Genomic DNA, 26078 nt, shown 5'->3' with positions numbered 1-26078 from the left:
TCTAGTTGGGAGTTTTCTTTTTTCGGCCTGGCGTTTTTTAGTAAAAAACTGGAATTTATGGATGTCAAAAATGAATAAAAAAGTCCAACGTCAAGAACTAGTTTATTTTGCAACATCTTTTGCATCTGGTGTTCACGGTGCTGTAGAAGCCCAACAATACGCAACAGCAACCGATACCATACAGCAAGGGATGGATTTGTTCAGAATTGCTGCTGAAAAACTGGGAGCAGTTGACCCTAAGATTTCACAAGGTAATCTATTTGAATATATAGAAGCGGCTAAATTCAATGCAGATGCTGCTTTAAACAATTCCCTACTCAAAACAGTTGTAACAGCTGCTGAGGGGAAACCTCACGCTGTTGCTGATATTTTGATTAACGAGGGTGATCTCGTTATTGAGGAAGTTCAAGCTAAGTCTATGGACAAAGCTAGTGACCTAACTCATGCTGTTAGCAATCAAAAGTATCAGGGAATGCAGAAACTTGTGCCTGATGGTAATGCTGAAAAAGTAAGACAACTAGCTGAAAAACGTTCACAATCAGGAACTCTCAAAGCAGAGGAATATGCAGATACAGCTAAAAATACTACGGATAGACTCAAAGCTGGGAAAATTCAATCCGATGGTACATCTTATAAGGAAAATCTTTGGGCTGCTGAAAATCCAGATATCTACGCAGCTATCACCGAAGCAAAGTATGTTGCGAAGGAAGCAGCCGTTACAGGAGCTAACGCAGCAGTTGCAGGATTCGTAGTTGGTGGGGTAATTTCAGCAGTTAAAAACAGCATAGCTGTTTTTAAAGGGGAAAATACTGTCGAAGACGCAATCTTTACCACTGTTAAAGATGCAGGTAAATCTGGCGTGCGTAGTGGTACTACAGGTGTAGGAGGTACGCTAATCAGGTATGGAGCTACTAAGCTAAGTGTTAAAGCATCAGCCAAATCTAATGTTGCAGTTACGGTCGCTGCTGGTGTTATTGATGTTGGTGCTTCAGTCTACAGCTTTGCAAAAGGAGAAATTACAACTGAGGAGTTAATAGAAAGAGTTGGTCAGACTGGAACTTGCACTACATATAGTCTGTATGCAGGCACAGTAGCAGGAGCTATTTTTGCCCCTGTTGGTGCAATAGTAGGAAGTATAGCAGGGTATCTTATTGCTGCAAGTATCTATCAATCTGCTGCCACTATTTTCAAACAGGCTCGTCTGGCAGAGGAAGAAGCTGAACAAGTAGAGGCTATTTGCGAAGCAGCTTGTAAAGTTATGGCAGAACAACAGGCAGAGTTTGAACATCTTTTTGAAGCAAACTTTCAGGCTCGTTGTGTAGAATTTGATGCTTGTTTTGCTGCAATAGATGCGGGATTAACCTCTGATAAGGCAGAGTTAACAACTCTAGCTCTTGCAAACTTTGCCGAACTTTTTGGTAAAAAACTACAATTTGAAAACTTTCAAGAGTTTGATGACTTTATGATTAATTCAGATCAACCTCTAATTCTGTAAATTTTTACTTTATCTAAAAACGGAGAGGGGGAGATTCGAACTCCCGGAGGTTTTAGCCTCATCCGATTTCAAGTCGGACGCAATCGACCACTCTGCCACCTCTCCAGTAAATCTGTCAAACTCCTGCCTACCCTACTTTTAGACGCTATTCAGGCGCTTTTGTTGGTTGGCACTAAAGCTGACAGATCATACTATACCCTATCATCTACGCAGATTGCACTACTGGATGCGAATGTCTACGACACACTACGCGATCGCTCATACAAAATCTCCTCTGAAGCCACCTGAAAGTCATTGCCCACCCAAATTAGGGAAACTTGCGAAACCACACCTGCCTCTAAGGAGACAATGGAAAAGTTACGCAACTTCTCGCTGTCATTTTCCACAATCCTGGGGACACTAGCCGCATTTAAGTAAATTGTTCCTTCTGGACTTCTAAAGATAGATTTCCGCAGCACCTTAGTATGTCTGAGAGTATGGTGCATGTGACCAAATGTCACCAGAGGAATGGTTTTACCAGCAGTCAAGGCTTGAGAAATCGCCTCGCCAAAATCTGGATCGCCAAAATCGCCGCCAATTGGATGCCAGTCTTTGCCGCAGGGGTCTTCAGGGCGATCGCCTAACCCACTAGGGCCGTTGTGACCCAAAAATATAATTGTTTCGTAAGCGGCGCTTTTAACTGCTTTGAAAATGCGAGCGGCAGATTCTTCCAAACTCGTCACACCGTAACGTGCTTTACAGATTTCTGCGAATTTCCACTCCGGGCCACCCCAGGTAAAGGGACGACCCCCCACTACAGTTAAATTCCAAGCGGGAAAATCCAACTTACCATAACCGACATGGGACGGGCCTAATAAATCGAGTTGTTCTTGTACCCAGTCTTGCTTAGAGCGGTCATAAGGAGCTTTCTTGCGTCCCCACTCGGTAGCGGTGTACCAAGCATCGTGGTTGCCCATTACAGCTGCTTTGGGAATATCGAGAGAGGCGATCGTTCTGACCACTTCTACTGACTCGTTGCCAAAATCCCCGACAAACAGCACTAAGTCAACACCCAAATGCTTGAGTGCAACGCCATCTTCCACTTCCCATTGGTCGTGAATATCTCCAACTACAGCAATTTTGAGGTTTATCGATTGAGTTTTCTGACTGGTCATGCCACTTTCCTTGCCGTCTATCTCCAGGATATGAAACTCAGCCCGATTTGGACACAACCCGAAAATATCAACCGTCCACTATTTTTGGTAAAAACTACTATAATTGAATCCACAGGACATAAATTTGCAACATAAAGCACCCCTAAACTGTGTTTACCACTGCATTAGCTCAACGAGAAAAAACCCAACCGGGTGAACTACCACTAGATTTGTTTGCGGCGATTGAGAGTCTCAAAAAAGAACTCAACGCAGTTATCCTGGCACATTATTATCAAGAGCCAGATATTCAGGATATTGCCGACTTTATTGGGGATTCATTACAACTGGCAAGAGCCGCCGAAAAAACCAATGCGGATGCGATCGTCTTTGCTGGTGTTCACTTCATGGCAGAAACAGCAAAGATACTTAATCCCGATAAATTAGTACTTTTACCAGATTTGGATGCTGGTTGTTCTTTAGCAGATAGTTGTCCACCAGACGAATTCGCCGCTTTTAAAGCAGCGCATCCAGATCATCTAGTGGTATCTTACATCAACTGCTCTGCTGATATCAAGGCGATGAGCGATATTATTTGTACTAGTTCCAACGCTGTGAAAATTGTGCAGCAGATACCAAAGGAACAGCCAATTATTTTTGCCCCAGATCGGAATTTAGGGCGGTATGTCATGGAACAGACTAGACGAGATTTGGTACTGTGGCAAGGTAGCTGTGTTGTCCATGAAACCTTTTCGGAAAAGAAAATTGTCCAGTTAAAAATTGCCCACCCAGAAGCAGAGGCGATCGCACACCCAGAATGTGAAAGTAGTGTATTGCGCCACGCCAGCTTTATTGGTTCTACAGCCGCCTTACTCAAGTATTGTCAAAACAGCCCCACCAAGGAATTTATCGTGGCTACGGAGCCGGGAATCATTCATCAAATGCAAAAATTAGCTCCTGACAAGCATTTTATTCCTGCCCCACCGATGAATAACTGTGCTTGCAACGAATGTCCGTTTATGCGATTAAACACCCTTGAAAAGCTTTACTGGGCAATGAAAAATCGTACTCCCGAAATTACCATGTCAGAGGATATTCGCCTTGCTGCACTGCGACCAATGCAACGAATGCTGGAGATGAGCGTGTAATTAGTATAAATTTAGATAATTTGTAGAGACGTGACAAAACTGCGTCTCTACTCACAAGTTATTTATTTAACCACTTGCAATTTATAAAAGATGATGATAATATTATAAATCGTGAGACAAATTGGGTCGGTGTCCGAGTGGTTAATGGAGACGGACTGTAAATCCGTTGGCTAGCGCCTACGCTGGTTCAAATCCAGCCCGGCCCACCACTTACGAAGTTATAAGTTATAATGACTGGGTAAAGAGCAAAGCTTCCAGCATTGTAACTTACAACCAAAAAATTGGAATCATATTTGCCCGTGTGGCTCAGTGGTAGAGCACACCCTTGGTAAGGGTGAGGTCACGAGTTCAATCCTCGTCACGGGCTTTTTTAAAATAGTTAAAATATAAAAGGTTAAGAGTTTTAGCCTTTTAAAGAGACTTAGACGTTGAAAAAATTAGTCCCTTACTTCAAATCCATCTATAGCGGTAGTCACACAGGTTAGGACATTTTGAAAGGGTGAAAGCTAGGAATAGTAATAGTTTTACCTCCTGCCTCCAGCATAGCTGCCTCCTGCCTCCTGCTATATTTGGTAAGTTAGTAAAGCTGAAACCGCAAGTTCAATCCTCCTTACTAGCTTTTTTGATTTTTAATAAAACATTAAACAAATCATGAATTTATAAGAGTTTTACGAGGTTTTATCGTGGAAATTTTTGTATTTTGTAGATTATTTTTTAGTCTATAGTCTAAAGAATTGAATAGATGGCTAGAATTAGCAAATATTAGCTAAGGCACAGTAGTTAGCTTTTTGAGCAACTATGGATTTTATACTATATTGACATCTAATTGATGACACGCCCTAAGATTATAAAAGATTCCCAACTTCTCTAAAAAGTCGGGAATCTAAGCCTTGGAGCAATGCTTACGGCAGACTACGCCTACGCTATATTAATTCAAAATCCAAAACTACTTGCCGTTACCGTTAGCACCATTCCCATTACTGTGAATGACATGTTCAGCAAGCTTTTCCGGCACTTCCTGGAGATGGTCATATTCCCAGTGGAAGGAACCAACGCCAAGAGTGAGCGATCGCAGCTCTACAATAAAGTTTTGCATCTCTGCTTGTGGCAAGTATGCAGTGACATTATCCCAACCTTGCCAATCGTTTCTCCCCTCATAGCCTAAAATTTGCCCCCGTCTACCACTCAACAGTTGCAGCACTTTGGAGGTAAATTCGCTCGGTGTGGTAACATCTACCCGCAAAATCGGTTCTAACAAGGTAGGTTCCGCTTGGGGTATCCCCGTTTGCATTGCCAATCGGGCAGCTTGCTTAAAGGCTTGTTCAGAACTATCAACGTTGTGATACGAACCATTAGTCAGAGTTACTGCCACATCCACTATTGGAAAGCCCAAAGGCCCGTGTGTCAAAAATTCCCGCACGCCCATTTCCACGCCAGGAATGTACTGTTTAGGAACCGCGCCGCCGACAATAGTTTCATTAAAGTTAAAACCTGTACCGCGTGGTAGGGGCTTGATTTCGAGAAAAACATCACCAAACTGTCCATGACCACCGCTTTGATGTTTGTAGCGTCCATGAACTGAAGCCACTGTTTTGCGGATGGTTTCTTTGTAAGGCACTTGCGGTAAGTGGGTTGTCATTGGCAAGTTATATTTGCGGCGCAATCTGTCTAGGGTAACTTGCAAATGAATCTCGCCTTGACCCCAAAGAATTACTTCGTGGGTGTCGCCGTGTTGTTCCCAAGCAAGTGAGCAGTCTTCTTCTAACAACTTGGTAATTGCACTGCTGAGTTTAACTTCATCGTTGCGCTTTTCTGGTGTGATGGCGAGGGCATATACAGCTTCTAACTGTACGGCTTTGGGTAATTCCATCGCCGCTTGCTGTTCTGTAGAGATTGTATCCCCTGTCTTAATGCCTTCTAAACGGCTCAATGCCACAATTTCACCAGCAGCAACTTCATTAACGAACTGCTGTTGTTGTCCCATGATACGGTAAATTCCACCAGTGCGAATGCCATTGAGAACAATGCCATCAGTTAATTTGCCTCGCCAAATACGCACCAGAGAGAGTTTGCCACCTTGGGGAGTGTAGAAAGTTTTTAATACCTGCGCTAGAGGTTTATCACCTTTTAAGTTTTTTAAACGACGTTCTGCTGTGGTTTCTGGTTCGGGGGCTTCTCGTAACAAAGCTTCTAATAAAGGTCTAACCCCATAATCTTGTTCTGCCACACCAAAGAAAACGGGCACTACCAAATCTGCCCCTAATTCCATTTTTAAATCTTTAAGGATTTCTTCTTGGGATGGTTCGATGTCTTCTAAAAGTTCTTCGAGTAAATGATCGTCAAAATTTGCTAAGGCTTCGAGCATTTCTGCGCGCGCTGTATGTTCTTCTTCTTTCAAACCTTCGGGGAAAGGAATGGGATCAGCCGGTGCGCCTGGATGATATTTATATGCCTGTTCACTCACCATATCGATAAAGCCGGTGAGTTGTTCCCCGTTCATAATCGGATATTGATGCGCTACCAAAGGACGGCTAGATAATGCTTTCAGGGCGTGTAACGTTTCTAGGACGTGAATATTTGCCCGATCCATTTTGTTGACGAAGACGAGGTGGGGAATTTCCCAATCGTCTAGGAATTTAAATAGAGGGGCAAGGGTGAGGACTCGTTCGCGGATGGGTTCGCAAACTACAATTGCTGCATCGACTCCGATTAAAGCATTGTACGTTTCTTGAGCAAATTCTATACTTCCCGGACAGTCAATAAAAGTGAAGCGAATGCCGTTATACTCAGTGCTAGCGGCGCTGACTTCTACACTCATCTGGCGATCGCGCGACTCAGCAGCACTATCTCCCACTGTATTGCTGTCCTTAACATTGCCTTTGCGGGAAATTGCCCCTGTGACAAATAACAAGCTTTCTAGTAAAGTGGTTTTTCCACTTAAATAAGGCCCAACAATTGCAACGTTCCGCGAACCCGATTTTACTTTTTCGTTCATAAAACCTCCCTTGCGGTAAGTCTTTTATAACCGCATGATTCCGTATATATCAAGGGTTAAAGAAGAATCCAGAAGTCAGAATTCAGGATTCAGAATCAAGACAGTAGCGAGTCCGCAAGCGTCTTAAACTGATTTATTCATTCATCAGTCGTACAGAATTCATTCTAAATTCTGACTTCTGACTCCTAAATTCTATTTGACAAAAAATGGTTCTCTAGAGTCAAAATTACCCCTTCTTTAATTCGTTATTATCCTCCCTTTAATCGGAAGTTAAAAAAATTGTAGCCTGTCGTAAGATTTAGCTTAAGAAAAATTAAGTATCACAAATTTTTATCCCGAATCAAAAATTTTTGTAAAAAACTTTTGATCAAGTAAATTTAACTGAAAGTGTTGCGAATCAGAAAATCAATGAGATTATCATTCTTTAAATATCGCATGGCAGGGTTAGTAAGTTTGACTTTGCTGGTTATAAGTATTTCTTACCCCTCTATTGCTCTATCTCCTCCTGTGGCCTCAAAACTGGCACAATCTAATCCTAAAACTGCTGTAAACTGGTTAAATCAGGGCTTACAGGCAATTCAGGCGGGAAAGGTACAAGATGCGATCGCCGCCTTTAAACAAGCAGCTAAATTAGATCCGACATTAGCACCAGCACACTATAATCTAGGGCTAGCACTCCGACAAACCGGACAATTACAACCCTCTGCGGATGCATTTTATCGAGCGACGCAAGCCGATCCGAAATTTGCTCCAGCTTTTGCTAATTTAGGCGGAGCGTTATTAGAAGGGAATAATTTAAAGTTAGCTAACGATTATTTGCAACACGCTTTAAAACTCGATCCAAAACTCGGATTTGCCCACTATAACTTGGGGTTAGTACGAGAACAGCAACGAGATTATGAAAAAGCGATCGCTTCTTTTAAAAAAGCTGTAGAATATAGCAAAAATGCCCCAGAACCTCCTTACCACATAGGAATGTGTTATCTTCAACAAGGTAAATTTGAGCAAGCAAGAAGCGCATTTTATCAGGCATTAAAAATTAATCCCAAGTATCCAGAGGCTTATTACAATATCGGCTCAATTTTTTTTCAACAAACTAAATTACAAGAAGCATTAGAAGCTTTTAGAAAATCAGCCGTAGCTAACTCTAACTATCCCAACGCTTATTATGGTGCTGGGTTAGTTTTTATTCAGTTACAGCAATATAGCGATGCAGTACAAGTATTGCAATTTGCTAGAGATTTATACAATGCTCAAAAAAATCCTCAGTGGGCGAAAAACGCCGAGCAATTGTTGCAACAAGCACAAAATTTAAATTACCAACCTCGCTGAGGCAAAAAAACTTAATATTGCATAACATAAAACTATTGGGTTGACTGGCTGGTGTTGTCTGAACTTGTCCCGATTGGAAAAATGTACATGCAAAAGCGCCAGAAAAGTCGATTTTTATTTAGCGATCGCTGGCTCGATCGGCACTCAATTGTTCGCAATATGGAAGCCTTTCAAGACTTAATTGTGATTGTCTTGTGTTTAAGTTTGTTTGCCGTCATGTTAATCCAATTGTGGGGGATAGCGATCGCCCTCACGCAGCCACTAGATTATAAACACATGACTGCAAAAATACTATTTGTGTTGATTTTAGTCGAGTTATTTCGACTATTAATGGTCTACTTGCAAGAACATAGTATTTCTGTGGGAGTAGCAGTTGAAGTAACAATTGTATCTCTACTGCGAGAAGTAGTAGTTCACGGAGCATTGGAAATTCCTTGGATTAATACGCTTGCAATTTGTGGTTTGTTGTTTGTTCTGGGTGGACTACTTGTAGTCTGTGCTAAAACACCGCACATGGATTGCATGAGTGCTAACACTAAGCTTTGTCCAATTGTCTATAAAGCAGGTAAAGAACGAGAAAACGAGTTGGAATTTCAGTATTCACGTCAATGTGATGAGAATCAACCGCTTGGATAAATTGTTATGAAAATGGGGAGTGGGAGAGACGCGATTATTTCCGTCTGTACTGGGGAGTGGGGAAAATATTTTTTTCCACTCCCCACTCCTTTGTGTGAAATACTATTAGATAGACTGATTCTAAACTGCTTGCTGTACTTGTGCCACCGTTAAATCAAGAGCCACCGCTACTTGCTCTACACTCAATCCCAATGCCAACAATCGGGGAATAGCTTCTAACTTAGCTTCCTGGCGACCTTCTTGGCGACCTTCCTGGCGACCTTCCTGGCGACCTTCTTCTAAGCCGTCTGACTTGATTGATTGATACATCCGTGTTTTTTTAAATTCGTCGTCTATACCCAACATTTCTGCTAACTCCTCTCGGCTTAAGCGGGTAAATTTGTACAACAGAATAGTCTCTATTAATTCTACAATTTGCTTAGTAGTAGATTCATCTGTCAGTTGTTGCCTTGCTTGTGATATTAATTCTCTACCTTTGTCAACGGCTGTTTCTTCCCTTTCAATAATTAATTTAACGATCGCAACTTGAAGTGAGTTCTCTATCGAATCTAATTCATCTAGATAAATGCGTTGTACTTGTGAACTGTCTAGCAGCAACTGATATGGTAGCCGATCGTTTGGATCTAAACTTCGTTGCGGATAGATGACAACAGCACGCCAAAAATTGACTGATTCATTTTGACGCAAGTAAAGGAAGATTTCGGCAAAGAAGCGTCGATAAAAATTTGAGTCTAATTGAAACTGAACTTCAACAAAATAAAGTGGTTGGTTTGTAGTTTCACTTGTGGGGATAAATACCCCATCAATCCTAAAAGCAGTTTCTTTTAGCTCGACTGAAACAAATTGATATGCGTTGACATTGGTAGTCGTGTCACCAATTATGGCAAAAAATATGCTAGGAAAAGCTTGAAATAAGCTAAAAAATATTTTGTCAGTTTGCACCTAGATTTAGTCAAGCGAACATTGGATATTGAAAGTCTATCAAAAATAGGGTAGACGCACCTATTTCAGTATAAAAAAAGCAGATGGAACCATCTGCTTGAATAAAAAATTCATTCTCTCCTTTATATAGATACCAACTGATTAATTGGAGCAATCCCAGCCAAATCTAAAATTTGTGCGATCGCATCTTCCCGCTTCACCGCCATCATGTGGACACCTTGACATAATTGCCGCGCTATCTGCACTTGCTCGGCAGCAATTTTTATTCCTTCCTCAAAAGGGTCTTTGGCTTTTGCCAATCTATCAATAATATGTTGGGGAATATCTACACCCGGAACACATCTATTAATAAACTGGGCATTTTTTGCTGATTTCAACAGAAATATTCCTGCCAAAATTGGTTTTTTATAACCAGCAGCAATGGTATCCATAAACTTTTCTAGCCGCTCAAAATCGGTAATCAACTGACTTTGAAAAAACTGCGCTCCAGCTTCGATTTTGCGTTCAAATCGACTTTGCAAACCCGACCAACTTTTACATTGCGGATCTACTGCTGCACCAACAAATAAATCTAACGCTCCATCAGTCAAGGGTTTGTCGTTGCAATCAACGCCTTGATTCATCTTCCGAATCAGTTGCAGCAATCGCACACCTTCTAAGTCAAACACTGCTTTGGCATCTGCATGATCGCCTACTTTTACTGGGTCGCCAGTCAAAGCTAAAATATTACGGATACCTAAAGCATGAGCGCCCATCAAATCAGCTTGTAAACCGATACGATTGCGATCGCGGCAAGCAATTTGACAAATCGGCTCTATACCATTCTGTGACAAAATCACCGACGCCATTAACGAAGACATCCGTAACACGGCGCGGCTACCATCAGTAACGTTGACGGCATGAACTCTCCCCTTAAGAGTCGCCGCCATTTGAATCATGTGCGCTGGATCTCCCCCTTTCGGCGGTGCTACCTCGGCGGTAACTAAAAATTCTCCTGCTTGTACAGCTCTGCGAAAGTCATTAAAGGCAGTGGGGCTGTGGGTGTGATGCATAACATTAAGGTTTCCATTTCTTAAATGGTATAACAAATCACACATAAAGGTGAAAACTTATAGAGGAAGAGAGTAGCCTAAAGCCGTTTTGACTTGTGATAAAGTTTGATTTGCGATCGCTCTAGCTTTTTCCCCTCCATCCCGTAACACAGACTCCAAATAGCTTTTATCCGCCGTTATCGAGTGATATTTTTCTTGAATTGGTTTGAGGGACTCAATAATTGTGTCTGTTAACAATGGCTTGAATTGTCCCCAGCCCATATCCTGACACTCAACTGCCACATCTTCCTTTCTCTTCCCAGAAAGCAATGTATACAATGTTAACAAATTATTACACTCTGGACGCGCTGGATCGTCAAAAGTCAGCCCACGAATCGGATCGGTTTTACAACGCTTAATCTTGTATTGAATCTGTTCCGGTGAATCTAGCAAACTGATCCGGCTTAACTCAGAAGGATCGGACTTCGACATTTTGCGTGTACCATCCGCCAAACTCATTACCCTTGCGCCTTCCTTGCGAATCAAAGGGTCTGGTAACTTCAAAACTGGCTGTTCTGGTTTACCAAATTGGTGATTTAACCGAGCTGCAATATCCCGTGTCAATTCCAAGTGTTGCTTTTGGTCTTCACCCACTGGCACTTTATCGGCTTGGTAAAGCAAAATATCAGAGGCCATCAGCACAGGGTAATCTAACAAACCTGCACTCACATTTTCTCCCTGTTTAACGGCCTTTTCCTTGAACTGAATCATATCTTGCAGCCAGTTTAAAGGTGTAATGCAGTTGAGCAACCAGGTGAGTTCACTGTGGGCTGAAACGTGAGATTGTACAAAGATAGTAGAGTGATTTAAATCAAGACCACAAGCTAAATAAAGAGCAGCAAGAGTGTAGGTATCAGCTGTCAACTGTTTTGGGTCGTGTGGCACTGTAATCGCGTGTAAATCAGCTACAAAAAGATAATTTTCGTATTCGCTCTGACCTTCTACCCAGTTGCGAATTGCTCCCAAGTAGTTACCTAGATGGTAATTGCCGGTTGGTTGAACTCCAGAAAGAACACGTTGCTTGCCCATAAATTCCAACTTAGTTATCTCAAATCTGCGCTAATCAAATGGCGTTTGGTGACAAGAAAGCTTCTCTTCTCTACAAGAAGTTGCATCAACCCAAACGCAGTGCAAAACTCATTTAATTTTGACATTTTCCAGGTCAACTTGTCGTTGCAGAATTACAGATTTAGTAATGATAGCGGATTTGATTTGAATTTTAGTAGATCGCAAAGTTTTTTCCTGAAACGCTTCCTGTTCACTTTAAAGGGGCGATCGCTGTGGCCAGTCTTGCTTACACATTCAGTAATCTGTATTGTTAAATGCAATTAACTACTTAGTACTATGGTAAATTTTTAGCTCCGAACATATTTTTTTGCGTTTATACCCACTACACAATATTTTCAGTTGCGTAGACGCTCTTAGCCGTGAGGGAGTGGTAGTCTTCTCCCAAGAAGAGATGCTAAGAGCGTTAGCGAGTCCGCGAGCGTCCCGTCTTAGCGTTGACGCAGGAGCGTCACTCCCGAATCCGTTGGCGCAGCCTTTCGTAGAGAAGGGCTTGTCCTAGACATCGCTTCGCTTCCTAATAGATACTATTCTCAACAAGTAGTTGAGAATATGATCATGACCATTCGTTTGACGGAGACAAACTTTAATGAATTATGTGAGAATGTGCAGCTTAATCACTACCAGGGAAAAGTCAAGTTTTCTACCTGGTTTGGTCAAGGCAGTAGTCACTGGACTATGCTGCGCCATAGCCTTGAGCTAGTAATTCAAGAAAGCAATTTTTCTGAAACAGTAATTGTTGAGGGCAGACACGATGATTCGCCTTTTCTGACATCTAAATTTTTACTGTCTGGTGGTATGAGAACTACTACGCCAAATGTACCTGGAGTCAGCAACGATTATGAAGAAGTTGCAGACTATAACTATTTATTTTATTTGCCTGATATTCGGGAGTTTGAGCATTTTACCGCCAACCAACACAAGCAATGTATCAGTATTTATTGGTATGCTGATTTACTTTCTAGTTTCCAAAGTGGCTTTAAGGAATTACCAACTCTGCTGGCGCAGTTGATAGAAAATTCCGCAAATCAACGGTTCCATCAACCGTTAGGAGCAATCACACCTGCAATGCGATTGGTGCTTAGGCAAATATTGCACTGTCCATTCCGAGAAACACTCAGACAAATGTATTTAGAAGCAAAAGTTTTGGAACTACTGACGCTTCAGATTGCTCAGTGGGGAGAAAATAATCTCTTATTGGAGCGATCACTATATTTTCGTCCTGATGAAATTGAACGTTTACATCATGCTAAAGCTATCCTCAATCAAACCCTCCAGCATCCACCCTCTCTACTAAATCTAGCCAGACAAATCGGACTCAATGACTTTAAACTGAAGCGGGGATTTCGAGAAATTTTTGGAACTACAGTGTGTGGGTATGTGCAATCCTTACGGTTAGAGCAAGCACAACAGTTACTTATCGGTACTAATTTAACGATTGCAGAAATTGCTGCTCAAGTCGGGTATGAAAGCACAAGTCATTTTGGCTATTTGTTTAAGCGCCAATTTAGCGTAACCCCTAGAGACTATCGTCGGCGCAAAGGCTAATCCTGATTCTGATCAAAAAATCTGGATTCAAATCTATGCGATCGCCTAAATTTTGTTAAAGCGAGGGACGTACTTCATTCAATTACAATTCGCTATATATCAACTTGATCAAATAACTAGTTGAGAAGTATTTTCTGTAAATGATAGTTTATATCTACTAGCAATACTAAAACATTAATGGCGAACATCATTTCACAAGCTGAGTACCAAGAAAAATTATACAATTGTAATAATACTCAGTATCCAGATCCTTTAGATTCTTCTGATATTATCTACTCATGTCCCGAACAGTTTGGTATAGGATATGAGCGCTGGATTGAATTACGAGATATTAGTTTGCTGATTATTAATCAAGAATATCACGATGATTTACAAATAGAGTTTGAAGCTGGTCAATATGAATATGAAGGAATAGAATTTGGTTTTAATTTATCAGGTAGTTATAGTGCTAATCGATTAGATTACCCATATAGTAAAAGCGGCAAAGAAAATTTTCTCCAGTGGGATTTTCCCGATGGGAATAAGTATGATGCCTTTGTTGAAACTTGGTTTATAAACGAACATTTTTTAAAAGTTGATATACATCTTAAATCTTCTGAGCTTTTAAATAGTTTTATTCACTGCCTAAATCAAGAACTACCACCAGATTTAATCAACCTTATCGAAGGTAAAGGCCAAGAAAATTATATCGAAAATAATCAACTTACTTCGGCGATGTATTTACCGCTTCAAAAAATTATTTATTGCCCATTTCAAGGTTTGACTAAACAAATTTATTTAGAGGCTAAATGCTTAGAATTAATTGCTTTAAAGTTAGAGCAGCTCACAAAAATTGAAAATACATCTATTAAATCTATAACTCTTAAACCAAAAGATATTGAGAAGATTCGCCACGCACGACATATTCTGATTTCTCAACAAGAAAATCCTCCTTCTCTATTAAATTTGGCACAGAAAGTAGGTATAAATGACAACAAATTAAAGATTGGATTCCGTGAAGTATTTGGTACAACGGTCTTTGGTTACTTGCATAATCATCGCATGGAAATAGCCAGACAATTGCTGCAAGACGGAAAAATGCGCGTAGCTGCGGTGGCGAATGCAGTAGGATATGCGAATCCCGGTCATTTTGCGGCTGCGTTTAAACGTAAATTTGGTGTTAGTCCTTCTGAATGTAAAGCAGGGAAGAAAATAGAGAATGACAACTCTTTTGGAATTTACCTTCAAGATCAGATAAGTGTTTTTGATAATCTCAAATTCCTTTTTGGTGGCAGGTTTGACATTTATCATTCCAAAGCACAGGATCTCTTGAATTCCTCAACCACATTCACAGATAGTGATGCATTTTCACCACGTGTAGGAGTCGTTTACCAACCTACAAAAGAAATTTCATTGTTTGCCAACTATAGTCGCTCGTTCGTTCCTGTTAGTGGTATCAGTAAGAACGGTGATGCTTTTGAGCCGACAAGGGGAACTGGATACGAAGTCGGTATCAAAGGAGATTTTTTAAATAATCGTCTCTCCTCCACCCTGGCCTTCTACACAGTTAACAAAACCAATATCATAACTACCGATCCCAGCGATCCTAATTTTTCAATTCAGGTAGGTGAACAACGCGCTCGTGGGATTGAGTTGGATATTGCTGGAGAAATCTTACCTGGTTGGAAAGTGATTGGTTCATACGCTTATACAGATGCCCAAATCACTCAAGACAATACATATCCAGTCGGAAATACTCTGGCTACGACACCGCTACATACTGGTTCATTGTGGACAACTTATACATTTCAAAAAGGGTCATTAGAAGGATTTGGTTTTGGTGGAGGTATTTTTGCAGCTAGTCGAGCTTATGGAGATTTGGATAATTCTTACACTATACCTGGTTTTATACGGACTGATGCGGCACTTTTCTACAAAAAGGATCGCTTGAGAGCATCTATTAACTTCAAGAACTTATTTGATGTCAGATATTTTGAAGGCACATTTATTGGTTCAGCCAATCCGGCTGCACCGTTTACAGTTCAAGGAACAATTTCTTGTGAGTTTTAAATCGGCGTTGCATGTCTCTTGATTGATATCGCCATCGAACACAAGCTCTGACAAAAGATAGCATCTATACAACTTCAAATTAATACTTCATAAATAGACTATCATCGGCGCAAAGGCTGATAGCACAAGCTGCATCCCGATTCAGATAAAAAAAATCCGGTTTCAGATATATGCGATCGCCCAATTTTTCGTATTCTCCTGAATAGAGTTAATTAAAAGTAACTTGCAAGTAGTAAGCTATGTTTTGAGATATCCGGTTGGGTGTGTGGGGTTATGAAACTGTCGCGATCGCTTTTTATTTCCTGTTTTCTAGTTGCTGTCATTGTCAAACCTGGGCAAGCAAAAGAAGTAACTAAAATTTCTCCTATCCAAGAGCCAAATCACTTTGCCAGAACAGTGCAAGAATGGCTGGCTCAGATAGAACAACAACAAACGCCACAAACAGAAGTTGTACAAGTGACGCAAGTCAAGGCAAATCCCACCAATAAAGGTGTGGAGGTAATTTTACAAACCTTGAAAGGACAACAGTTGCAACCAGTCAATCGCAGTACTGGTAGCAATTTCATTACTGATATTCCTAATGCTCAATTACGCCTACCATCGGGTGAAGCATTCACATTCCGCTCAGAGAAGCCAATAGCGGGTGTTACACAGATAACAGTGACTAACTTTGATGCCAATACTATTCGGGTGACAGTCATAGGTGAGGTAGGTATACCAACTGTCGAGTTGTTTGACAGTCCAGACGAGGGTTTAATTTTTAGTGTGGCTACTGCTGCATCCACAGCACAACAACCTCAAACCCAACCAACTCCTCAACAGCCTCCTGAAAGTCAAACACAGCCAAAACCATCAACACAAGGTGATGAACCGATTGAGTTGGTGGTAACTGGCGAACAAGATGGATATCGCGTACCAGATGCAACAACCGCAACTAAAACTGATACACCTTTGCGCGATATTCCCCAATCGATTCAGGTAATTCCACGACAAATAATTGATGATCAAAAAACAACTAGATTGCGAGATATTCTGCAAAATGTCAGTGGCGTAACACCAGGTGCAGGCTATCAAAACTCCTTTGATAGGGTGAGAATTCGGGGATTTACGCAAGAAACAACTTTTCGAGATGGAATTCGTGACAATTTTCCATCCACAGACTTTGCAAATGTAGAAAGAGTTGAGGTACTCAAGGGGCCAGCTTCTGTGCTGTTTGGACAAACTGAACCAGGTGGAATTATCAATCTGGTGACGAAACAACCTCTAAGTGACCCTTACTACAATGTCGATTTGAGTGTTGGAAATTATGCTTTCTACCGTTCAGCTTTGGATTTATCAGGGCCTTTGAATACAGACAAAACCTTACTGTATCGCCTGAATGTTGCCTACGAGAATGCTGGTAGTTTCAGAGATTTTATTAATTCCCAAAACATATTTGTTGCACCAGTTATCGCTTGGAAACTTAGTAAAAATACTGATTTAAATCTATTTTTGGAATACGATAACAGAGATTATAAACCCGATCGCGGAGTGCTTGCAATTGGCGATCGCCCTGGTTCGGTTCCCATCAACCGGTTTTTTGGCGAACCTTCCATTAACGAAGGTACTACTACAACTTACAAGTTTGGGTACAATCTCGAACACCGCTTCAGTCAAAATTGGCAACTGCGTCAGACCTTATCCACCAACATCTCTAAAGGTGATGAAATCCGCGTTCAGATAGACGAGCTGCAAGCAGATGGACGCACAGCAACTAGAGACATCGCTAATTTTGGTGGAAGCACCGATGAGGACTATAGACTCCAGACAGATGTTATCGGTAACTTCAAAACAGGAACAATTTCCCACAAGCTGCTGTTTGGCGTAGACCTGAACCGTTACACCAATGTTTCCAATGGCTTTTCCAATGGGCCTTTTGCATCCATTAATATTTTCAATCCTGTCTACTTTGTTCCGATTACTCGTCCCACTACTCCTTACGTAGTTCAAAATTTCACAGATACATTCGGCTTTTATTTGCAAGACCAGGTAACTATTGCTGACAACCTCAAGCTACTCCTGGGCGGTCGTTTTGATACGGTGAATATTTTACAGAAGGATTTAGTAGTTCAAAGTTCAACCAGCGATAATAATTCTGCCTTTACCCCGCGTGTTGGCATTGTCTATCAACCCACCCCTCCTGTTTCTCTGTATGCCAGCTACGCAGAATCCTTTGTACCACAGTATGGACGGTCTAGAGACAATTCAGTTTTTGTTCCCGAACGCAGCAAACAGTATGAAGTAGGCATTAAAGCAGAGTTGTTTGATAGCAGACTTGCAGCAACATTGGCAGCTTACCACTTGACAAAATCCAACGTTTTAACTACCGATCCCATCGATTCCAATTATTCCATTCAGGTGGGCGAACAGACTAGCAAGGGAATTGAACTTGATATTGTTGGGCAATTAACACCAGGTTGGAATGTGATTGCTACCTATGGTTATACAGATGCCAGAGTCACCCGCGATAATGACTTACCTGTAGGCAATCACCTGCAAAACGTGGCAGAAAATACTGCCAGTTTTTGGACAACTTACGAACTTCAACAAGGTAATTTTAAAGGATTGGGCTTTGGTTTAGGTCTTTATTATGTAGGCGATCGCCCTGGAGAAATTGACAAATCCCTTATCCTGCCAAGTTATTTTCGCACAGATGCAGCGCTGTTTTACAAGCAAGATAACTGGAGGGTTGGTCTCAATATCAAAAATCTTTTTGATATTAACTACTACCTGGAAACTCAGGGACGCGACGTTGTTTACCCAGGTGATCCATTTACGGTGATTGGCTCTGTTTCTTTTACGTTCTAACCTAAATAGGTATCTGCATCAAAGCTACGCACGATGTGGGGTTTTTGTCATCTGGAATAATAAGGTGTGTGGAGATAAAATGAATCAGCTAGTATCTAAATTTAGTTACAGAATAGAGTGGTTGTTGATACTTTTGATTTTGCTGGTTCAGCCTGCAAAAGCGCAAGATATTCCCAAATCTAATAATCGGTTCAATCTAGCGAAAACATTACCACAAGCCAAGCCACCTCAAGCAACTGGGAAGATTAGGCAATTAAGTGAGCTAGAACCTGTTGTTACCAGCGCCAAAATGTTATTAGTGCAGTCGTCAACACCAGCAAACACGCCACAAACAGAAGTTGTGCAGGTGACGGGAGTTAAGGCAAATCCGACTGCTAAAGGTGTGGAGGTGATTTTACAGACATCTAAAGGCGAACAGTTGCAAATTACGAATCGCAGTGCTGGTAATAACTTCATTGCTGATATTCCCAATGCACAACTGCGTTTACCTAGTGGTGAGGCATTTACATTCCGCTCAGAAAAACCAATTGCGGGTGTTAGTGAAATCACAGTTACTAACTTTGATGCCAATACTATCCGGGTAACAGTAATTGGTGAGGCAAGCCTACCGACTGTGGAACTGTATGACAGTGCCAACGAGGGTATAATTTTCTCTGTGGCAACTGCTGCATCCATTGCCCAACAACAACCGCAAACGCAACAAATTCAGCCAGCAAATCAGCCACCAACTCAAACACAGCCAAGCCAACCATCAACACAAGGTGATGAACCGATTGAGTTGGTAGTCACGGGTGAACAAGATGGGTATCGAGTACCAGATGCAACAACAGCAACCAAAACTGATACCCCACTGCGGGATATTCCCCAATCAATTCAGGTAATTCCTCAACAGGTGATCAAAGATCAGCAAATCACTCGAATTTCGGATGCATTACGCAATGTGTCAGGTGTCACACCACAAGGTAGTTACGCTGGGAACACAGAGAACTATGTACTCCGAGGATTTGTCACATCTAACAACCTCAGAAATGGTTTTGCAGTTCAAGATAACTACATTAGTCCGACTACTGTTGAACAAGTCGAAGTTCTTAAAGGTCCGGCTTCCGTTCTCTATGGTCAGTTTGAACCTGGTGGTGTGGTCAATTATATCACTAAACAACCGCTCACAACTCCCTATCATTCAGCTGAATTTACACTGGGAAATTATGATTACTATCGTGCCGCTATCGACTTTTCCCAACCACTCACCGCCGATAAAAAGGTGTTGTCGCGGCTGAATATTGCCTATGAAAATTTCGGTGGTTTTGTCGATTTTGTCAATGGAGAGAGTTATTCAATAGCACCCGTAGTATCTTTCCAACTCAGCGATGATACAAACTTGACTTTGGAATATGAGCATAATACTGTCAACCGAACTTTTTACGATGGGTTGCCACCTGTCCGTCAAACTTTTCAGGTTCCCATCAGCCGTTTTTTAGAAGAACCTGGAGATAGTTACAATTTCCAATCTGATGCAGGTACTATCACTTTGAAGCATCGTTTTAGTGACAATTTCCAATTCCGCAGTGCCTTGTCAATCAACAATTACAGTGGTGATTATAACGCTGTCCGACCAAACTCACTTTTAGATGATGGTCGGACAGTATCGCGACAGCTTGCAGGAGATATTGACTACCGTAGAGCAGTAAGTCTACAAAATGAGTTAGTCAGTAAGTTCAAAACTGGCAGTATCAATCATCAATTACTCCTCGGTTTGGAGTTCAGTTGGGCACACCAGGGGGGTAATTACCTTCGGACTGCGGCACCGGGACTGGATCTATTTAATCCGGTATATGGTGCGCCACTGCCAACCAGTTTCGTGGACACAGCCCAGAACTTTAAATCAGATACCGATATTATCGGTGTTTACTTGCAAGATCAAGTTACATTGCTGTCTTCTTTGAAGTTGCTAGTTGGTGGGAGACTTGATTTTATCAACTACAATGACAGAAACATAGACTTGAATAACAATAGTCAAGTTCTTTCCACAAATCAGTTTAACGATCAAGCTTTTTCACCGCGTGTGGGATTGGTTTATCAACCCATAGAGTCGATCTCCCTCTACGCTAGTTACGCTCAATCTTTTAACCCTAACAATACTCGAACGGCAAGCGGGCAAGCTCTAGAACCGAGTCGTGGAACCCAGTATGAAGTCGGCATCAAAACCGAGTGGTTCAATAAGCAGCTTTCGGCAACAATAGCCGCTTATAATATTACAAAAACCAATGTCCCGACAACCGATCCCAATAATATTAATTACTCAATTGCTGCTGGAGAAGTCAAAAGTCGTGGTTTAGAATTTGACATTTCTGGGCAGATTCTACCAGGCTGGAATATGATTGCTTCTGCTTTTATCAACGATGCTTTTGTAAGTAAAGATAACAGCTTACCAGTAGGCGATTCCCTGGTAAATGCTCCCGGTAGTGGGGCGAGTCTGTGGACAACTTATGAAATTCAAGACGGAAATTGGAAAGGATTAGGTTTTGGTGGGGGAGTATTTTATACTGGCGATCGCGAAGCCACACTTCCCAATACTTTCAAAATCCCCTCTTATGTGCGCGCTGATGCCACCATTTTTTACAAACGCGATCGCTGGCGGGTTGGATTGAACTTTAAGAATCTTTTGGGTACTACATATTACGATTCTCAGGGTTACTATCTGCGTCCTGGTGCGCCTTTGACTGTGCTGGGAACAGTTTCAGTTGAGTTTTGATTAGCTTCAATTTCTAAACTCATTAAGTCTTGTATAGTGTCACGCAGCTTCTACCATGAACTCTAAAAAAATACGCGATCTAACATTTATTCTGCACCGCTGTCTTGGTTTAGCGGTAGGACTGGTGCTAATTATAGTCGGCTTAACAGGTAGCTTGTTAGTGTTCGAGCAAGATTTTGACCACTTTATGATTGCTCAACAGTATGGAATTATTACTCCACAACAGGTACAGTTAGTATCCCCAGAGTCTGTGATGAATACAATTAAGACGAAGTATGCTGCACGAAGCGATCTGCATCTTTTTCGGATTTATTTGCCAGATACTCCTGCTTCTCCTTATATAGGACAGTTGTCAACAACTAAGGATCAAAGGACAGAAGTTTTTCTCAATCCTTATACAGGCAAAATTATTGGTGAGCGGATATCAGATAACACCTTAATAGGTACGATCCTTAGTCTGCACTACGGCCTAATGGCAGGTGAAACCGGAACTAAAATTGTTGGCATTGCTGCCTTTTTTATGTGTGTCCTCACCATCACAGGTTTAGTTCTTTGGCCTGGTTGGCGTAGATTGATTGCAGGCTTCAAAATCAAGCTTGATGCTCATCCTAAACGCGCCAACTTTGATATTCATAAAGTGGCTGGCATTATCGCTGTGGTTTTTTTATTCTTTACTGGCTTCACTGGTTTTTGCTGGAACTTCTACGATTTAACTGAGCCAATTATTTACGCTGTGACATTTACGCCAAAATTATCTGAGCCAGTATCCAAACCAATTCCTGGGAAATCGACTTTAAATCTAACCCAACAATTGAAAATTGCCGATGCTGCCTTACCTAGTGCTGTTACTAAAAGCATTTATTTTCCTAGTAAACCAGAAGAAGCTCTACAAATTCGCATGAAGTTACCACAGGAAAGTATAGATTATGGTAATAGTAATGTTTATCTTGACCAGTACAGTGGTAAGGTTTTACGAGTTGATAATGCTTTAAAGTTACCATTGGGCGATCGCGTCCTCAACTCCTTTGTTCTTCTGCACTATGGAACCTTTTGGGGGCTTCCATCTCGTATTTTCTATGTATTTGTTGGACTTGCACCACTAATTTTATTTATCACTGGCTTTGTGATGTGGCAGTATCGTTATCAAGCTAAAAATAAAAAAAGCGATCGCTCAATAGAAATGTCACATTTACGCCGCAATTAACTAACAACTGAGATTGCTAATAAGTACACCGCAGGGGTTGTCAAAGGTATCGCCCTGCGTCCTACTCTTAGGGACGATAATTAATTATACGTAGTATTTAAAAGTACTTATATAGTAAAATATACTTATATTATTGAAATCAGGAATATAACAATAAAATAATTAATGCTTCATTAAATATATATTTTGCGCCATGACTTACTTGTTTCCATGCTATTAACCACATATTAAATTATTTTAGATAGAAAATAAGCAATTATCAAACAATAGGAATAACTAAGTACAATACTGAGTTTTTATAGAAAAATAAGCAAGAAAATTTACGAGATTTTTTCAAAACTAGTGCTCTTGAATACTAGAGAATTTACACAAGTTTGGTTAGGCTTTTCATAGATAAAAAATTATTGCCTAATCGGAGATATTCTCATAAATATGAAAACTCTAAAAGTTCTTCTTGCCACTACAGCCATCAGCATCAGCCTCGTTAGTCTATCTAATCAACAAGCAAATGCCGGCCAACTTGTAAATGGCTGGAACTATAGTATTGATTCTTTCCAAGATGGCTCTGGAGGTTCCGTTTTTGATATCAAAGGCATGGCGGTCAAAGACTCAGGTGACAAAGTTTATGTTGCTCTTACAGGAGGGATGCCTCTGGGTGGCACTATAGATTCCAATGACTACTGGAATCCGGGTCATTCAGTCCATATTGGTTGGAGCGATTTATTCTTCAATTTCTCAGGTAAAGACTTCCAAACAGCTAGTCAAAGTGGTCAGCTATATGGTGTGAAGTTTGCCAACTATGACAATAGCTTGGCAACAGGAGTTTACCAAGGAGTCCAAGCAAAGAGTATCACTACACAACATGGAGGCTACAGCAACTTGAAGTGGTATTATGACTGGGGCTGGGGTCAGAATAATACCCAAGGTACAGACCTAGCGACCCAACAAGACGTTTACAATTACTACTACAATTCTGATGTCCCTCAGAATCCTACTTGGAATAATACACCCATTCTCAACGCCATTGGCTCAGGTACAAAAGTTGGAAATATCTCCATGCTCAACGATAAGCAACTCAATACTGCTGGACTAAATTTTGCTAACTTTTCTGCCAGTGGCGACTACACGATTGGTTTTTCGTTTGATAAGTCTTTAATCGGCGAGGGTAATTATGTTAGTAATATCTTCTTGGAGTGCGGTAATGATGCAATAGCTCTCAAGGGCGATCTCAAGTCCGTACCAGAATCCGCCGGCACAATTGGTTTACTCTTAACAGGTTTGAGTTTTATGGCTAGTCAACTTCCACAGCTTCGTAAGAAAAAACAACAGGCTTAAATAAATTTGTTGCTATTAGTAGGGTGGGCATTGCAATGCTCACCCTATTATTTTTAAACAAAACTATAAAATAACAAGTAAAAAGCTAAATATCTTTTTACTTATAAAAATGGTCAAAATATTAAATTTTATTTACCTTTATGCCAAACCCACTTGTCGTCCAATTAGCCCTAAAAATCCAGTTCCAAAGTGCTGAATCTCCAAAAAGCTTGCTTGCTCCGGCGAGGTTTTGTAAATTTGGAATGTCTTCATAATTCCTAAAGTGGCAGCACTTTCTAGTGGGCCAACAAAACTAATATCCCGGTCAATAAAATAAGTTTGATTAGCCCAATGAGTCATCTGATATGGATTTAAAAAGTAACAGCCTGCGTGAGGATTGAGGGCACGACAAAAGGTAATTGGTGTATTCATAATTGTACCTTTGAGTTCCTGTTGCTCTTGCACATTTTGAAAAGGAGCAGTTACTCGTAAAGCCAAATCCCCATCGATATAAGCTTTGTGAACCAAACCGTGGGGAGAGACTTCATAACGATTTGGCTGGAGCAGATTTAAATCACCCGCTTGTTGGGTAAACCAGTTTAATTTTATAAAAAACCAAGGGTCATGAATAATTAAGTCATCTTCAAGAAAGCAGTAGTAATCATATTGACCAAGACAACTTTGCAAAACGGCTTGACACTCAAACCCCAAAAGTAGAGGTTCTGCATTGCTAGAATGATGTTTATATAAATGTGATGGTAAGGGAAGCTGATTGAGAAGATGATTATCTTTAGTTGTACAAATAACAATATCTAGTTGGTGAGACTGCGGCTGATTAGCAGGAAAAGCTAGTCGTTGAGCAATATTGATAATACTTTGAGATTTGCCAAATAATTGGTGTAAAGAGGTAATACTTTTAGTTAACGCCTCTAAGCGAGGTTGCGGGTCTTTGCGTTGAGAAGCATGACGACCCTCATTGCTAGGTTTAAAAAAATGAGCAATAGTCAAAATAATTCGCATTTTCAATATCGCTTTTGTATTTATTTGTCATTTGTCAACAACTAATGATTAATATAGTTTTTGCAAAGTTTATTATCTAAAGCTTTTTTTCACAGTTTAGCGTGAAAAATATTTCTGGAAAAGGTTGATGACAAATGACCAATGTCATCTAATTTCTACCAAATCCTTTAGAATTTGGACGCTTTTTCAAACTATCAGAAGTTTTACCAGCGAATATCCATTGTAAATGCTGTGGTAATAGTTTTGCTAAATCATAACGCTTCAAAATTGTCTCTCGCGCATTCGCACGAATTGCATTCATCTCCTGAGGATGATTCAGCGCCTCTTCAACCCGATTAGCAATATTTTGGGGAGAAAAGAAATCTACTAATAGTCCATTCACCCCATCCTGTACAACTTCTAATACTGGTGCAGTCTTAGAAGCTATTAGTAAACATCCTGCTGCCATTACTTCTAACATTGACCAAGATAATACAAAAGGACGGGTTAAATAAACATGGGCAGAAGAAGCTTGTAAAACATGAAGGTACTCATTGTAAGGAAGCCTATCTGTAAAGTGTAGTCTCGATAAATCTAAAGATAATTTTTCTAACATTAATTGTTTATAAGTTTTACCATCAGGAAGATTTTTACCATAAGCAACCCGATCTTCTCCCACTACTACTACATGGCACTTAGGTCGTCGCTGCTGAAGTAGCGCCACTGTTTCCATAAACTGCGGAAAACCTCTATAAGGTTCCATCCCCCGTCCCACATAAGTTACCAATTCTTCCACATGAGAAAGATCCAGATTTATTCTTGGTAAAACTAACTTTGCGCCTGGTTTGGGAACAAAATAATTGGTATCAACCCCATCATGAATTACAGTGAGTTTGCTATGATATTCTTTAGGAAACTGCTGACGCTGCCAATTAGTGGGAGAAAGACCGCGATCGCAGCTATATAAATCAGTTAAAATCGGCGCATTTTTTACGCGGATGCGGCATTCATCATCAGCATTCAGTGGTTCATTGGGATCGAAATCTGCATCGGAACCATGAGCGTGATAAAACCACTCGAAATAACATAATAATTCTGCTTTGGGAAAAACATCTTTCATAAATAAAGTCGGCCCCCAACCAGAATGACCATAAACTATATCTGGAAAGAAACCCTCGGATTTTAATTTTTCTGCCACGCGATAGACACCTTGAGCGGTAAGAACCGCATTTTCCAAATTACGAACGTAGTGGTGAGTTTGGGGAGCTGCTTCACGAGAAGGAGTATAAATAGCTTTAAAAACGCCAGGTATTTCCCCTTCTCGACGATTTGTCCCAAAGACAACTTGGCAATTAGGATCTTTACCTAAAAATATCGCTAGATTGCGAAATTGTGAAGGGAAATTAGGATGTAAAAATAAAATTTTCATTGGAATAATCTTGATTAACTTATTGCTAGATAATATAAATTAAGACAAGCTGCTTAAGATTATAAGATTATTTATCAAGATTTTAGGTAAGTAAATTTAGGT

18 protein-coding genes and 3 tRNA genes are annotated in these 26078 nt (G+C 40.7%); 13 read left to right on the top strand and 8 right to left on the bottom strand.

The features are described from left to right. Window positions 1-70: 70 nt before the first annotated feature. Complete coding sequence (locus V7K79_RS25365) at window positions 71-1495, top strand: hypothetical protein (protein WP_335051578.1); 1425 nt, start codon at window positions 71-73, stop codon at window positions 1493-1495. Between the two features lie 20 nt (window positions 1496-1515). On the opposite strand, the gene V7K79_RS25360 is transcribed toward V7K79_RS25365, so the two are convergent. Next, a tRNA-Ser gene (locus V7K79_RS25360) sits at window positions 1516-1600 on the bottom strand. 131 nt (window positions 1601-1731) lie between these two features. Further along, the gene (locus V7K79_RS25355; protein WP_335051577.1) at window positions 1732-2649 is read right to left on the bottom strand and encodes a TIGR04168 family protein; all 918 of its coding nucleotides are present in this window, start codon (window positions 2647-2649) and stop codon (window positions 1732-1734) included. On the opposite strand from V7K79_RS25355, the gene V7K79_RS25350 reads away from it, so the two are divergent. The 4 genes from V7K79_RS25350 (at window position 2629) to V7K79_RS25335 (ending at window position 4140) form a co-directional block, all read left to right on the top strand. Next, window positions 2629-2784, top strand: a complete 156-nt coding sequence (locus V7K79_RS25350) for a hypothetical protein (protein WP_334747646.1) — start codon at window positions 2629-2631, stop codon at window positions 2782-2784. The two genes, V7K79_RS25355 and V7K79_RS25350, sit on opposite strands and share 21 nt — an antisense overlap. 14 nt (window positions 2785-2798) lie before the next feature. Beyond that, entirely contained in the window at window positions 2799-3773 is a 975-nt protein-coding gene (gene nadA / locus V7K79_RS25345; RefSeq protein ID WP_335051575.1) for a quinolinate synthase NadA, read from the top strand. Window positions 3774-3896: 123 nt separating this feature from the next. Continuing rightward, a tRNA-Tyr gene (locus tag V7K79_RS25340) sits at window positions 3897-3982 on the top strand. 86 nt (window positions 3983-4068) lie between these two features. Next, window positions 4069-4140, top strand: a tRNA-Thr gene (locus tag V7K79_RS25335). A gap of 579 nt (window positions 4141-4719) precedes the next feature. Here the strand turns inward: V7K79_RS25335 and V7K79_RS25330 are convergent. Next, entirely contained in the window at window positions 4720-6768 is a 2049-nt protein-coding gene (locus tag V7K79_RS25330; RefSeq protein ID WP_335051573.1) for an elongation factor G, read from the bottom strand. Between the two features lie 408 nt (window positions 6769-7176). Here V7K79_RS25330 and V7K79_RS25325 point away from each other — a divergent pair, with 408 nt between their 5' ends. Next, window positions 7177-8100, top strand: coding sequence for a tetratricopeptide repeat protein (locus tag V7K79_RS25325; protein WP_335051571.1), 924 nt, complete (start codon window positions 7177-7179; stop codon window positions 8098-8100). 81 nt (window positions 8101-8181) lie between these two features. Then, a complete protein-coding gene (locus V7K79_RS25320) occupies window positions 8182-8736 on the top strand; it encodes a phosphate-starvation-inducible PsiE family protein (protein WP_335051569.1) in 555 nt (184 codons plus the stop codon). A gap of 120 nt (window positions 8737-8856) precedes the next feature. On the opposite strand, the gene V7K79_RS25315 is transcribed toward V7K79_RS25320, so the two are convergent. From V7K79_RS25315 to trpS, 3 genes are all read right to left on the bottom strand, one after another. Further along, a complete protein-coding gene (locus V7K79_RS25315; protein WP_335051567.1) occupies window positions 8857-9678 on the bottom strand; it encodes an Rpn family recombination-promoting nuclease/putative transposase in 822 nt (273 codons plus the stop codon). A 122-nt stretch (window positions 9679-9800) separates the two neighbouring features. Further along, entirely contained in the window at window positions 9801-10730 is a 930-nt protein-coding gene (locus V7K79_RS25310) for a methylenetetrahydrofolate reductase (protein WP_335051565.1), read from the bottom strand. 57 nt (window positions 10731-10787) lie between these two features. Next, entirely contained in the window at window positions 10788-11798 is a 1011-nt protein-coding gene (gene trpS, locus V7K79_RS25305; RefSeq protein WP_335051563.1) for a tryptophan--tRNA ligase, read from the bottom strand. A 594-nt stretch (window positions 11799-12392) separates the two neighbouring features. On the opposite strand from trpS, the gene V7K79_RS25300 reads away from it, so the two are divergent. The 6 genes from V7K79_RS25300 (at window position 12393) to V7K79_RS25275 (ending at window position 23569) form a co-directional block, all read left to right on the top strand. Beyond that, window positions 12393-13382, top strand: coding sequence for an AraC family transcriptional regulator (locus V7K79_RS25300; protein ID WP_335051562.1), 990 nt, complete (start codon window positions 12393-12395; stop codon window positions 13380-13382). Between the two features lie 177 nt (window positions 13383-13559). Then, entirely contained in the window at window positions 13560-15431 is a 1872-nt protein-coding gene (locus V7K79_RS25295) for a TonB-dependent receptor domain-containing protein (protein WP_335051560.1), read from the top strand. Window positions 15432-15704: 273 nt separating this feature from the next. Then, window positions 15705-18278, top strand: a complete 2574-nt coding sequence (locus V7K79_RS25290; RefSeq protein WP_335051558.1) for a TonB-dependent siderophore receptor — start codon at window positions 15705-15707, stop codon at window positions 18276-18278. A gap of 79 nt (window positions 18279-18357) precedes the next feature. Beyond that, the gene (locus V7K79_RS25285) at window positions 18358-21030 is read left to right on the top strand and encodes a TonB-dependent siderophore receptor (protein WP_335051556.1); all 2673 of its coding nucleotides are present in this window, start codon (window positions 18358-18360) and stop codon (window positions 21028-21030) included. Window positions 21031-21085: 55 nt separating this feature from the next. Beyond that, a complete protein-coding gene (locus V7K79_RS25280; protein ID WP_335051554.1) occupies window positions 21086-22234 on the top strand; it encodes a PepSY-associated TM helix domain-containing protein in 1149 nt (382 codons plus the stop codon). 432 nt (window positions 22235-22666) lie between these two features. Continuing rightward, a complete protein-coding gene (locus tag V7K79_RS25275) occupies window positions 22667-23569 on the top strand; it encodes an XDD3 family exosortase-dependent surface protein (RefSeq protein WP_335051552.1) in 903 nt (300 codons plus the stop codon). 138 nt (window positions 23570-23707) lie between these two features. On the opposite strand, the gene V7K79_RS25270 is transcribed toward V7K79_RS25275, so the two are convergent. Beyond that, complete coding sequence (locus V7K79_RS25270) at window positions 23708-24568, bottom strand: calcium-binding protein (protein ID WP_335051550.1); 861 nt, start codon at window positions 24566-24568, stop codon at window positions 23708-23710. 148 nt (window positions 24569-24716) lie between these two features. Next, on the bottom strand, window positions 24717-25976 hold the full coding sequence (locus V7K79_RS25265) for a glycosyltransferase family 4 protein (protein WP_335051548.1): 1260 nt from the start codon (window positions 25974-25976) through the stop codon (window positions 24717-24719). Between the last annotated feature and the right edge of the window lie 102 nt (window positions 25977-26078).

Origin of the sequence: Nostoc sp., from assembly GCF_036917575.1 — a bacterium.
GTDB lineage: Bacteria > Cyanobacteriota > Cyanobacteriia > Cyanobacteriales > Nostocaceae > Nostoc.
Note: the sequence above shows the minus strand (reverse complement) of the source record. Positions and strands in the feature narration are given on the sequence as shown.